We start from the raw sequence: 12182 nt of genomic DNA on the forward strand, positions 1-12182 counted from the left end.
GCAAGCTGCTGGCACTGCCGACGCTGCTGCGCCCGCCCGGCCGGAATGGCCCGGCGGGCGTTGTCACATGGTGAGGGCGCGCCAGCCTATTGCCAGCCAATCGGCCCGGCCCAGCTTGGGCCGGTGGCGAAATACATCGCCGTTGACTTGCCCGATGCGCTCCAGGATGCGCAACCCGCCCTGGACCACCAGCCGCAGCTCCCAGCCGATCCGTCCCGGCAGGCGTTTTGCCAAGGGCGCGCCCGAGAGCATCAGCGCGCGCGCGCGTTCCACCTCGAACCGCATCAGCGCCTGCCAGCGCGCATCCGCCCGGGCATCGGCGATGTCTTGCTCGCTCACGCCGAAGCGCGCCAGGTCTTCCAGCGGCAGGTAGATGCGCGATTTTTGCCAGTCGATGGCGACGTCTTGCCAGAAATTGGTCAGTTGCAGGGCGATGCAGATGGCGTCGGAGTCGCGCAGGTTCTGTTCGGTCAAGGCGCCGTACAGGTGCAGCATCAGGGCGCCGACCGGATTGGCCGAGCGGCGGCAATAGTCCAGCAGATCCTCATAGCGCGCATAGCGGGTGGTCACGACATCCTGCTTGAAGGCCGAGAGCAGGTCGCGCATGGGCTGCAGCGGCAACTGGTGTTGACCGATGGCCTGCTGCAGGCGCTGGAAGATGGGGGCCTCGCAATGCCCGGCGCCGGCGATCAGGTCGAGCTGTTCTTCGTAGGCTTGCAGCGCGGCCAGGCGCTGCGCGGGCTGGGCATCGCCCTCGTCGGCGATATCGTCGGCGCTGCGTGCGAAGCCATAGATGGCGCTCACCGCAGGCCGCAGGCGGGCCGGCAACAGCAGGGAGGCGACAGGGAAGTTTTCGTAGTGGTCGACAGCCATGAAGCCGCTTTTCTATTCGCGTTGCAAAATGTGGGGTCGACTATACGCCATGGCATGCAGCGGGCGGAGAGACCTCAGAACTTGTCCTGGAGCAGCGCTTCGATGGTGGCGATGCGGGTTTCGACGGTGTCGAGCAGCGACTTGGGCATGGTGCCCCCGGCCGCCAATTGCGAGGCCAGCGAACGCGCGATGCCCATGGCGCCCTGGGTGAACTGGCGGCCATCCTTGGACAGCACCGCGGCGGCGGTAAACAACGTCGAGAACAGGATCTGGTCGGCGGTATTGTTTTCGATGAATTTGTTGAGCAAGGCGTTGTGGCTTTGCTTCAAGGCGTCGAATTCTTCCTGGGTCGGCATGGTGGTTCCTGGGCGCTGGCCTGAACGGCCTCCGGGTGCCTGGATCGTTCAGGGCCGGGAGGCATGCAATATCAAGGGATCGTCTGGTGCGAGGAGGGGGACTCGAACCCCCACACCATTGCTGGCGTCAGGACCTAAACCTGGTGCGTCTACCAATTTCGCCATCCTCGCTGAAGGTGTCGGACATCGGCGCGATAGCAGTCTGGAAGCCGTGTTGCGGCAGGCCTGCCGCTACCGATGCGGGTAGCATTTTCGTAAAGCGCGCTATTGTACTGCAAGCCGTTGCGCATGTCTGTGTTTTTCGGAAACGCCCGGTGCGCGCCGCGGGCAAGGGGCCGCACGCGCTTGCGCGCTGCCGCCGGGAGTTGCGTTTTGCCGGTGCGGGAGTACCATGCCGGGCCTGGCGTTGCGCCAGTGTTTATCTCACTTTTCGGACATTGCCATGACACGCTATCGCCATTACAAAGGCGGCATCTATGAATTCGTCGGCGAAGCCACGCTGGAGTCGGATCTGACGCCCATGGTGGTCTATCGCGCCGCCAACGGCAGCTTGTGGATACGGCCGCGCGAGGTCTTCCATGAGACGGTCGATGTCGACGGCAAGCAAGTGCCGCGCTTCGAGCGGCTGGCCGACTGATTCGCTGACAGCCGGTTGCGGCCGGCGTTGACGGTACATTGGCATATTGTTGCCGCAGCCTTTTTCTTTCATCCATTCACAGCTGGCAGATATAGAGATCCATGATCATGAAACTCAACGCACATTCCCTGGTGGGTCTTTTGTTCTGTGTCGGCGCCGTCGTGGCAGGCAGCGCGGCGGCAGATGAGCTGGCGGACGTGAGCACGGCCTTCCGCTGGCTGGGCAGGAACGACCGCGTGGTGATCGAAGCCTATGACGATCCCAAGGTGACCGGCGTGACCTGTTACGTCTCCCGCGCGCGTACCGGCGGCGTCAAGGGGACGGTCGGCCTTGCCGAAGACAAGGCGGAAGCGTCGATCGCCTGCCGCCAGGTTGCGCCCGCGGTGCAATTCAACGGCAAGCTGCCGCTGCAGGAAGACGTGTTTACCGAACGCATGTCGATCCTGTTCAAGCGCCTGCATGTGGTGCGGGTGGTGGACGTCAAGCGCAATACCCTGGTCTACCTGACCTATTCGGACAAGCTGATCGACGGCAGCCCGATGAATGCGGTCACGGCCGTGCCGGTGGCGGCGTCGACGCCGATTCCGGTCAAGTAACGTAACCGTTGCGGTGGTCCGGCGCTGCTCGCCGGTGCTGCTTGCCCGGCGGAAATCAGCGTTGCAGGCGGCCGCCGCCAGGCGCGATGAAATTCTTGCAACTGCCAGCCTTGGCCTGCGTTTCAGGGCAGTGCCGGCGCTTTGGATGGGCTTTGCGCGGCCGCGCGTCCAATTTTGGACTCCGCGCGGTTTTTGCGTATAAAATAGAGAGCTTTAGCGCGGTCGGGCAGGCCGCTTTTCGTCCGGGCACATCGATGCGGATGGGAAAGCGAATGCTCCGGCTTACGGAATTCTTAATTATTTGGACGATTTAAATGGCAACTGCAGTCGAAACCCTGAGCAAACTCGAACGTCGTATGACCCTGACTTTCCCGCTGGCCGATGTTCAGGCTGAAGTGGAAAAGCGCCTGAAGGTGCGTGCCCGCACTGCCAAGGCGCCAGGCTTCCGTCCAGGTAAAGTGCCGATGAAGATGGTTGCCGCACAGTTCGGCTACCAGGTCGAGACCGAAGTCCTCAACGACAAGGTCGGCCGCGCATTCAACGACGCCGCGGTCGAGAACAACCTGCGCGTGGCCGGTTTCCCGTCGATCGAACCCAAGACCAGCGAAGAAGCCGGCGAAGGCCAACTGGCTTTCAACGCCACCTTCGAAGTGTATCCGGAAGTGGCCATCGGCGACCTGTCCGGCGCCGAAGTCGAGAAGACCACCGCATCGGTGTCCGACGCTGAAATCGACAAGACCATCGACATCCTGCGCAAGCAGCGCGTGCACTACCACGTCAAGGGCGAGCAAGGCGCGCACGGCGACGGCGGCGCCGACCAGTCGGCACAGAATGGCGACCGCGTGACGGTCGACTTCGTCGGCAAGATCGACGGCGTCGAATTCCAGGGCGGCAAGGCTGACGATTTCCCGTTCGTGCTGGGCGAAGGCCGCATGCTGCCGGAATTCGAAGCCGCTACCCTCGGCCTGAAGGTCGGCGAGTCCAAGACCTTCCCGCTGCCGTTCCCCGAGGATTACCACGGCAAGGACGTGGCCGGCAAGACCGCCGAATTCACCATCACCCTGAAGAAGGTCGAATGGGCGCACATGCCTGAAGTCGACGCCGACTTCGCACAGTCGCTGGGCATCGAAGACGGCGACCTGGCCAAGATGCGCGAAGACATCAAGAAGAACCTAGAACGCGAAGTGACTGCGCGCACCAAGGCCAAGACCAAGGACAGCGTGATGGACGCGCTGATCAAGGCGAGCGACCTGGAAGTGCCCAAGGCGCTGGTCGAGCAGGACGTCGAGCGCCTGTCGGAAATGGCCAAGCAGGACATGGCCCAGCGCGGCATGGACCCGAAGGTCATGCAACTGCCCAAGGAACTGTTCACCGCCCAGGCCGAGCGTCGCGTGCGCCTGGGCCTGATCCTGGCTGAAGTGGTCAAGCAGAACAAGCTGGAAGCCACCGAAGAGCAGGTCAAGGCGCAGATCGAAGACTTCGCGCAAAGCTACGAAGATCCGCAGCAAGTGCTGAAGTACTACTTCTCCGACCGCCGCCGCCTGGCCGAAGTCGAAGCTCTTGTTTTGGAAGAAAACGTCGTCAACTACGTTCTCGGCAAGGCCAAGGTTTCGGAAAAGCCGGTTTCGTTCGACGAACTGATGGGCAATCAGGCGCAAGCGTAATCCGGTTTTCTCGCGTAGTATCGGAAAACTTTTACGCTAAGGATGCACACATGACAGGTCTGATCAAGGAGTCTGCACTGGACACGCAAATGCTCGGCATGGTGCCGATGGTGATTGAACAGAGCGGCCGCGGCGAGCGCGCGTACGACATTTACTCGCGCCTGTTGAAGGAACGCATCATTTTCCTGGTCGGACCGGTCAATGACGCTTCGGCCAACCTGATCGTCGCCCAGTTGCTGTTCCTGGAAAGCGAAAATCCGGACAAGGACATTTCGCTGTACATCAACTCGCCGGGCGGTTCGGTTTCGGCCGGCATGGCGATCTTCGACACCATGCAGTTCATCAAGCCGCAAGTGTCGACGCTGTGCACCGGCCTGGCCGCGTCCATGGGCGCGTTCCTGCTGGCCGCCGGCGCCAAGGGCAAGCGTTTCTCGTTGCCGAACTCCCGCATCATGATCCACCAACCCCTGGGCGGTGCCCAGGGGCAGGCGTCGGATATCGAGATCCAGGCGCGCGAGATCCTGTACCTGCGCGAGCGCCTGAACAATATCCTGGCTGAAAAGACCGGCCGCACGGTCGATCAGATCAGCAAGGATACCGATCGCGACAACTTCATGTCGGCCGATGCCGCCGTGGAATATGGCCTGATCGACAAGGTGCTGCACGAGCGCGCCTGAGTTTGCGCTGCAGCAGGCTGCGTGAAAATGCCCGGACGAATTGCCGTCCGGGCATTTTTCTTATGAATGTCGCAAAGAACGGCTTTTTTGGCTCTGTTTCCTTGATAAATCGGGCCGGAGATGACATATAAATGCCATGTGATGGATTGGGGATTGGGCCGAATGGTCGAAAATGACCAAGCCGTGACGAATCCGCATTTCGCAGGTATGATCAGGCCGTAAATTATCTCCTTTAGCTCTATGTCCGAGAAAAAATCTTCCAGCGGCGAAAAATTGCTTTATTGCTCTTTCTGCGGCAAAAGCCAGCACGAAGTCAAAAAGCTGATCGCCGGCCCTTCGGTATTCATCTGTGACGAATGCATCGATTTGTGCAACGACATCATCCGGGATGAAGCCGCCAGCGTGGAGTCTGTTCCAGGCGCCAAGTCGGATTTGCCTACCCCGCAGGAAATCTGCGACCTGCTGGATCAATATGTGATCGGCCAGTCGACCGCCAAGCGTATCCTGTCGGTGGCGGTGTACAACCATTACAAGCGCCTGAAGCACCTGGGCAAGAAGGACGATATCGAGCTGGCCAAGAGCAACATCCTGCTGGTCGGCCCCACCGGCTCCGGCAAGACGCTGCTGGCGCAGACGCTGGCGCGCATGCTCAACGTGCCTTTCGTGATCGCCGACGCCACCACGCTGACCGAAGCCGGCTATGTCGGCGAGGATGTCGAGAACATCATCCAGAAGCTGCTCCAGAACTGCAATTACGAAGTCGAGAAGGCGCAGCGGGGCATCGTCTACATCGATGAAATCGACAAGATCTCGCGCAAATCGGACAACCCGTCGATTACCCGCGACGTCTCGGGCGAGGGCGTGCAGCAGGCGCTGTTGAAGCTGATCGAAGGCACCATGGCATCGGTGCCGCCGCAGGGCGGCCGCAAGCATCCGAACCAGGATTTCGTCCAGATCGACACGACCAACATCATGTTCATCTGCGGCGGCGCCTTCGATGGCCTGGCCAAGATCATCTCCGACCGTTCGGAAAAGAGCGGCATCGGCTTCTCGGCCAGCGTCAAGAGCCAGTCCGAGAAGACCGCCTCCGAAGTGCTGCTCAACGCCGAACCGGAAGACCTGGTGAAGTTCGGCCTGATTCCGGAACTGGTCGGCCGCCTGCCTGTGATTGCGACCCTGAACGAGCTGGATGAGGCCGCGCTGATCGAGATCCTGATCGAACCGAAGAACGCCCTGGTCAAGCAATATGCCAAGCTGCTGCAGATGGAAGGCGCCGAACTGGAAATCCGTCCCGCCGCCATGAATGCGATCGCCAAGAAAGCGTTGGCCCGCAAGACCGGCGCGCGCGGTTTGCGCTCCATCCTTGAGCATGCCTTGCTGGACGTGATGTATGAGTTGCCCAGCCAGCAGAATGTGGCCAAGGTCGTGGTCGATGAAAACACCATCACCAACGGCGCCAAGCCGTTGATGATCTACCATGACCAGCCGAAGGTTTCCGGCGCCTGAGGGGGCGCGGGATTCCCGGAAACAGTTTCAGCAGCAAGGGAGCGCCGCGGCATAGTGCGGCGCTCCACGCAGTAACAGGCCGCATCAAGTCCGGTATTCGCCAAACGCGGTAAAATAAACCGGCGCAATTCACTCTGGCTTCCATCGCAAAGCCACCCGAGGGCGACTTCGTGTGTGGCTTTTTTTATTTTGTTGCGATCATGACATCGGTCTTTCTGCACTGATTTTTTAACTCAGCCGGACTTGTGTTTTGGTCACTCGTGCCAACATCATTCACAGTATTCATTGATAAGGCCCGCCATGACGACTCCAATACTTACAGAACAATCGCAATTGCCGCTGTTGCCGTTACGGGATGTGGTTGTGTTCCCGCACATGGTGATTCCGCTCTTCGTTGGTCGCCCCAAGTCGATCAAAGCGCTGGAAGCGGCCATGGAGCAAGGCAAGAGCATCATGCTCGCGGCCCAGAAGGCCGCCGCCAAGGACGAGCCTTCCGCCGATGACATTTATGAAATCGGTTGCGTGGCCAATATCCTGCAGATGCTGAAGTTGCCGGATGGCACGGTCAAGGTGCTGGTCGAAGGCGCCCAGCGCGCGCGCATCCACCACATCAGCGAACTGGAAACCCATTTCGTGGCCGACCTGACCCCGGTCGAGTCCGAGCAGGGCGACGAAGCCGAGGTCGAGGCCATGCGCCGCACCATCGTGCAGCAGTTCGACCAGTACGTGAAACTGAACAAGAAGATCCCGCCCGAGATCCTGACCTCGCTGGCCGGCATCGACGATGCCGGCCGCCTGGCCGACACCATTGCCGCGCATCTGCCGTTGAAGCTGGAGCAGAAGCAGGTGATCCTGGAGATCTTCAACGTCGCCAAGCGCTACGAGCACCTGCTCGGCCAGCTGGAAGGCGAGCTTGACATCCTGCAGGTGGAAAAGCGCATCCGCGGCCGCGTCAAGCGCCAGATGGAAAAGTCGCAGCGCGAGTACTACCTGAACGAACAGGTCAAGGCCATCCAGAAGGAACTGGGCGAAGGCGAAGACGGCGCGGATCTGGAAGAGCTGGAAAAGAAGATCCTCGCGGCCAAGATGCCCAAGGAAGCGCTGGAAAAGGCCCAGGGCGAACTCAAGAAGCTCAAGCTGATGTCGCCGATGTCGGCCGAGGCGACCGTGGTGCGCAACTATATCGATACGCTGGTGGGCTTGCCCTGGAAGAAGAAGTCCAAGGTCAACAACGACCTCACCAACGCCGAGAAGGTGCTGGAAGGCGACCACTACGGCCTGGACAAGGTCAAGGAACGCATCCTCGAATATCTCGCCGTGCAGCAGCGCGTCGACAAGCTGAAGGCGCCGATCCTGTGCTTCGTCGGTCCTCCGGGCGTCGGCAAGACCTCGCTGGGCCAGTCGATCGCCCGCGCCACCAACCGCAAGTTCGTGCGCATGGCGCTGGGCGGCGTGCGCGACGAGGCCGAGATCCGCGGCCACCGCCGTACCTATATCGGCTCCATGCCGGGCAAGATCCTGCAAAGCCTGTCCAAGGTCGGCGTGCGCAACCCGCTGTTCCTGCTCGACGAAATCGACAAGCTGGGTATGGATTTCCGCGGCGACCCGTCGTCGGCCCTGCTCGAAGTGCTGGATCCGGAACAGAACCACACCTTCTCGGACCACTATATCGAAGTGGACTTCGACCTGTCGGACGTGATGTTCGTGGCCACCTCGAACTCCTTCAATATCCCGCCGGCGCTGCTGGACCGGATGGAAGTCATCCGCCTGTCGGGCTACACCGAGGACGAGAAGACCAGCATCGCGCAGCGTTACCTGCTGCCCAAGCAGATCAAGAACAACGGCTTGAAGGAAGGCGAGATCAGCGTCGCCGAATCGGCGATCCGCGACATCATCCGCTACTACACCCGCGAAGCCGGCGTGCGTTCGCTGGAACGCGAAGTGTCCAAGATCTGCCGCAAGGTGGTGAAGATGCTGCTGCTGAAAAAGCAGGAGAAGAAGGTCACTGTGACTTCGCGCAACCTGGACAAGTTCCTGGGCGTGCGCCGCTTCGATTTCGGCATCGCCGAAAAGGAAAACCAGATCGGCCAGGTGGTCGGGCTGGCATGGACCGAAGTGGGCGGCGACCTGCTGACGATCGAGGCGGTCAACATGCCCGGCAAGGGACAGATCATCCGCACCGGCACGCTGGGCGACGTGATGAAGGAATCGATCGAAGCGGCTCGCACCGTGGTGCGCAGCCGCGCCCGCAAGCTGGGCATCAAGAACGAAGTGTTCGAGAAGAGCGATATCCACATCCACGTGCCCGAAGGCGCGACGCCGAAGGACGGCCCGTCCGCGGGTATCGCCATGACGACCGCGCTGGTATCGATTTTCAGCGGCATCCCGGTGCGCGCCGATGTGGCGATGACGGGCGAAATCACCTTGCGCGGCGAAGTGCTGCCGATCGGCGGCCTGAAGGAAAAGCTGCTGGCGGCGCATCGCGGCGGGATCAAGACCGTACTGATCCCCGAGCAGAACGTGAAGGATCTCGCCGAGATCCCGGACAACGTCAAGAACAAGCTCGAGATCGTCCCGGTGCGCTGGATCGACAAAGTCCTGGAAATCGCGCTGGAGCGCCAGCCGGTTGCACTGCCGGAAGACGAGGCGATCGTCGAATCGGCCGTCGCCCCCAAGGACGGCGTTGTTGATCCGGTGGTCAAGCACTGAAAAGCGCTGCCTCGGAACAGGTAACGCGACAAGTTGAAAACGCCTCTTCGGAGGCGTTTTTTCTTTCTGAAGCCGCTACCGGCCTGGCTTCTTTCCGGAAAAAGGCCTGCCAGCCTGAAAATTGCCGCAAAAGACGGAAACCCGCTTGACACAAGGATTTGCGACTTGTTTAATAGCCGCTGCGGAATTTTTCCGCAAGGCAAGCGACGGTGAAAGGGCTCTGTCGTTGAGTCGCAAGCGCTGTCACTAATAATCAAACTTATTTGTACAAGGGGCGTAAGTGAATAAAGGCGAACTGATTGAACATATTGCCGGTGCCGCAGACATCTCCAAGGCCGCCGCCGGCCGCGCAGTCGATGCCTTCATCGGCGCGGTGAAGACCACGCTGAAGAAGAACGGCAGCGTGACCCTGGTTGGCTTCGGCACCTTCGCAGTCGGCAAGCGCGCAGCGCGTACCGGTCGCAACCCGCAGACCGGCGCAGCGATCAAGATCAAGGCAGCGAAAGTGCCCAAATTTAAAGCTGGCAAGGCGCTGAAAGATGCTATAAAATAACGGACTTCGCCGCTGGTGACAAAGCGGAAAACTGTTAAGGTATCGGGGTGCTTAGCTCAGTTGGTAGAGCGGAGCCCTTACAAGGCTTAGGTCGGGAGTTCGAGCCTCTCAGCACCCACCATCGGCATCGAGCAGTTGAACAAGTTTAGGAGCGGTAGTTCAGTTGGTTAGAATACCGGCCTGTCACGCCGGGGGTCGCGGGTTCGAGCCCCGTCCGCTCCGCCAGATAAAAACGCCCGCGCAAGCGGGCGTTTTTACGTTTACGCCTTGATTCGCGTAGCGAATCTTCCGATTGGAAGCGGAGTGGAGGGAGCCGCCTGCGCGGCTCCCGGCGGGGCGAGAAGGGAATCGCTTGCAAGCGATTCCGCGGCCTGCGCAAGTGTAGGAGAGCCCCGTCCGCTCCGCCAGATAAAAACGCCCGCGTAAGCGGTAATGCCGTTCAGTTAAGCGCTGAACGGCATTTTTGTTTGTGGAGGTTTGTGGAGTCCAGACTCCGTTCGCCCTGAGTAGCTGCGCAGCAGCGTATCGAAGGGCAGGCAAGACTGGTAGGTAGGGCCGACACGCTGGCTTCGATACGGCCCTGGCGGGCCTACTCAGCCCGAACGGGTTTGTGATGAGTGCTTCAGAATTGGCCTTAACTGAACGGCATTACCGCGTAAGCGGGCGTTTTTACGTTTTATGCCTGGAGTTTACGCCTTGATTCGCGCAGCGAATCTTCCGATTCTTATTTCCGGTCGGTTAGGTATTCTTGCCTGATATCGATGGAGATGAAAAACCGCTCAGGTAATGAGCGGTTTTTTTTCACCGTTTTTCCGTCCGTCCCCCGGGCTGCTTTGGCATCGGAGCGTTCTCCCGTGCGCTATTTCCGGGTATCCGAAGCAGGTGTCAATACTACATATGCAGTAGAGACAAACGGCTTGCGGTTTTGCAGAATGGCAAGCAGTGACTGCGCCCATCTCGCGCATGACAACAAGAATCAGAAAGAAGCACCATGAATCCGCAAATGAAGCCTGGTTTAAAGCGTCTGCTTGCCGGCACCCTTCTGGCCGTTGCCATGGCGTCGGCCTGGGGCGCGGATGACAGCGCCGTTCGTTTTGAAATCTCGCGCTTCGAGGTCGAGGGCAACACTTTGCTGCCGCAAGCCGAGGTGGACGCCGCAGTGAGCAGGTACGCCGGCAAGGAACGTGGTTTCGGCGATATCAAGGAGGCGCAGGAAGCGCTGGAAAAAGCCTATCGCGACAAAGGTTACAAGCTGGTCGTCATCGAACTGCCGGAGCAGGAGCTCAACGGTGGCGTGGTGACGTTGCGGGTCGAGGAAACCAAGGTCGGCCGCGTGACGGTCAGGGACAACCGGTATGTTGATGAAGCCAATATCCGTCGCAGCCTGCCTGCGCTGAAGGAAGGGCAGCCGCCCGACCTGGACGCGGTCTCTGCCAACCTGAAGCAGGGCAACGAAAGCCAGGCCAGGAAGGTAACGATGCGCCTGCAAGGCGGCGAGGACAAGGATCGCGTCGACGTGGTGTTGGACGTGCAAGACGAGTCGCCCTGGAAAATCATGGGCAGCGCCGCCAATACCGGCAATGCCTCCACCGGCAGGACCCAGCTTGCCGTGGCCCTGCAAAACGCCAACTTGTTCGGCCGCGACCATCTCGCCACGTTGCAGTACATCACCTCGGCCGAGGAACCGGGACGCGTCAAGGTCTATGGCGCCAGCTATCATATTCCGTTCTATGCGTTGGGCGACTCGCTGGACCTGTATGCCAGCTATTCCAACATCGATTCCGGCACCATCAATGCCGGCCTGTTCAACCTGGCAGTCAGCGGCAAGGGCTCGGCGTATGGCGCACGCTACAACCAGGCCCTAGTCCGGCGCAGCGATTTCAGCTCCACCTTGTCGTACGGCATCGACGTCAAGGCTTTCAAGAACAGCGTGCAGTTTGCCGGGGTAGAACTGGGCAACGACGTGACGGTACATCCGGTGAGCATCGGTTATCAGGCCAATGCGCCGATCAGGATGGGCGAGGTGGCGGGACTGGTCACGCTGCTGCATAACATCCCCGGTGGTCCGAACGGCGACCGGCATGCCTTCATGCAGGCCCGCATGAATGCCAAAGCCGACTATTCGATCCTGCGCATGAGCGGCAGCATTACCCGTGCGCTGGCAAACGATTGGCAACTGCGCGCCATCGCCAACGGCCAGTACACTCGCGATGCGCTGGTCCCCGGCGAGCAATTCGGCGCCGGCGGGGCGGCGTCGGTGCGCGGTTTCCTCGAACGCGAATTCGCCAACGATTCCGGCCTGGCCGTCAACCTGGAAGCATACACACCGAATCTGTGTCCACAGGCCGGCTGGAATTGCCGTCTGCTGGGTTTCTACGATACCGCTCATCTCAGCCGCAACAAGGCGCTGCCGGGCGAGCTGGACAGCCTCACCATCGCCAGCGTCGGCGTTGGGGTGCGCTTCGTGCTGTCGGGCTATGCCAACCTGCAACTGGATTACGGCCATGTGATCAACGCCGGCATCACTCCTCGCGCCGATTCCAATCGCCTGCATGCGCGCCTGGCCCTGGCCTACTAATCGAGGAAAATCCGAAATGAAACAGCACACCCC

General features: G+C 60.5%; 10 protein-coding genes and 3 tRNA genes. 10 read left to right on the forward strand and 3 right to left on the reverse strand.

Annotated elements, in window-relative coordinates:
• Nucleotides 1-63 precede the first annotated feature (63 nt).
• From hpnC to FB598_RS16915, 3 genes are all read right to left on the reverse strand, one after another.
• Nucleotides 64-873 carry a squalene synthase HpnC gene (hpnC, locus tag FB598_RS16905; protein ID WP_141916702.1) on the reverse strand — a complete coding sequence of 270 codons (810 nt, stop codon included), beginning with the start codon at nt 871-873 and terminating at the stop codon, nt 64-66.
• Nucleotides 874-947: 74 nt separating this feature from the next.
• Nucleotides 948-1229 (reverse strand): hypothetical protein, encoded by a 282-nt coding sequence (locus FB598_RS16910; RefSeq protein ID WP_141916704.1) that lies wholly within the window; start codon nt 1227-1229, stop codon nt 948-950.
• A gap of 84 nt (nt 1230-1313) precedes the next feature.
• A tRNA-Leu gene (locus FB598_RS16915) sits at nt 1314-1400 on the reverse strand.
• A 271-nt stretch (nt 1401-1671) separates the two neighbouring features.
• On the opposite strand from FB598_RS16915, the gene FB598_RS16920 reads away from it, so the two are divergent.
• The 10 genes from FB598_RS16920 (at nt 1672) to FB598_RS16965 (ending at nt 12149) form a co-directional block, all read left to right on the forward strand.
• Nucleotides 1672-1866: a DUF1653 domain-containing protein gene (locus FB598_RS16920; protein WP_141916706.1), complete on the forward strand. Its 195-nt coding sequence runs from the start codon at nt 1672-1674 to the stop codon at nt 1864-1866.
• A gap of 107 nt (nt 1867-1973) precedes the next feature.
• Complete coding sequence (locus FB598_RS16925; RefSeq protein ID WP_141916708.1) at nt 1974-2462, forward strand: CreA family protein; 489 nt, start codon at nt 1974-1976, stop codon at nt 2460-2462.
• Between the two features lie 314 nt (nt 2463-2776).
• Nucleotides 2777-4126: a trigger factor gene (tig, locus tag FB598_RS16930; RefSeq protein WP_141916711.1), complete on the forward strand. Its 1350-nt coding sequence runs from the start codon at nt 2777-2779 to the stop codon at nt 4124-4126.
• A 50-nt stretch (nt 4127-4176) separates the two neighbouring features.
• Nucleotides 4177-4803, forward strand: a complete 627-nt coding sequence (gene clpP, locus FB598_RS16935; RefSeq protein WP_141916714.1) for an ATP-dependent Clp endopeptidase proteolytic subunit ClpP — start codon at nt 4177-4179, stop codon at nt 4801-4803.
• Between the two features lie 240 nt (nt 4804-5043).
• Entirely contained in the window at nt 5044-6309 is a 1266-nt protein-coding gene (gene clpX / locus FB598_RS16940; RefSeq protein WP_141916717.1) for an ATP-dependent Clp protease ATP-binding subunit ClpX, read from the forward strand.
• Between the two features lie 300 nt (nt 6310-6609).
• A complete protein-coding gene (gene lon, locus FB598_RS16945) occupies nt 6610-9018 on the forward strand; it encodes an endopeptidase La (RefSeq protein ID WP_141916718.1) in 2409 nt (802 codons plus the stop codon).
• Nucleotides 9019-9298: 280 nt separating this feature from the next.
• Entirely contained in the window at nt 9299-9571 is a 273-nt protein-coding gene (locus FB598_RS16950; protein ID WP_141916721.1) for an HU family DNA-binding protein, read from the forward strand.
• Between the two features lie 45 nt (nt 9572-9616).
• Nucleotides 9617-9692: transfer RNA gene (locus FB598_RS16955), tRNA-Val, on the forward strand.
• Between the two features lie 27 nt (nt 9693-9719).
• Nucleotides 9720-9796, forward strand: a tRNA-Asp gene (locus FB598_RS16960).
• A gap of 778 nt (nt 9797-10574) precedes the next feature.
• Nucleotides 10575-12149: a ShlB/FhaC/HecB family hemolysin secretion/activation protein gene (locus FB598_RS16965; RefSeq protein WP_141916723.1), complete on the forward strand. Its 1575-nt coding sequence runs from the start codon at nt 10575-10577 to the stop codon at nt 12147-12149.
• Nucleotides 12150-12182 lie beyond the last annotated feature (33 nt).

This window comes from Herbaspirillum sp. SJZ106 (genome assembly GCF_006715495.1).
In the GTDB taxonomy this organism is placed as follows: Bacteria; Pseudomonadota; Gammaproteobacteria; order Burkholderiales; family Burkholderiaceae_D; genus Herbaspirillum.

Bases quoted from the DNA above. Each gene is read 5' to 3' on its own strand.
- hpnC (WP_141916702.1), bottom strand. From the start codon at position 873: ATGGCTGTCGACCACTACGAAAACTTCCCTGTCGCCTCCCTGCTGTTG.
- clpP (WP_141916714.1), top strand. From the start codon at position 4,177: ATGACAGGTCTGATCAAGGAGTCTGCACTGGACACGCAAATGCTCGGC.
- lon (WP_141916718.1), top strand. From the start codon at position 6,610: ATGACGACTCCAATACTTACAGAACAATCGCAATTGCCGCTGTTGCCG.
- FB598_RS16965 (WP_141916723.1), top strand. From the start codon at position 10,575: ATGAAGCCTGGTTTAAAGCGTCTGCTTGCCGGCACCCTTCTGGCCGTT.
- clpX (WP_141916717.1), top strand. From the start codon at position 5,044: ATGTCCGAGAAAAAATCTTCCAGCGGCGAAAAATTGCTTTATTGCTCT.
- FB598_RS16925 (WP_141916708.1), top strand. From the start codon at position 1,974: ATGAAACTCAACGCACATTCCCTGGTGGGTCTTTTGTTCTGTGTCGGC.
- FB598_RS16920 (WP_141916706.1), top strand. From the start codon at position 1,672: ATGACACGCTATCGCCATTACAAAGGCGGCATCTATGAATTCGTCGGC.
- tig (WP_141916711.1), top strand. From the start codon at position 2,777: ATGGCAACTGCAGTCGAAACCCTGAGCAAACTCGAACGTCGTATGACC.
- FB598_RS16910 (WP_141916704.1), bottom strand. From the start codon at position 1,229: ATGCCGACCCAGGAAGAATTCGACGCCTTGAAGCAAAGCCACAACGCC.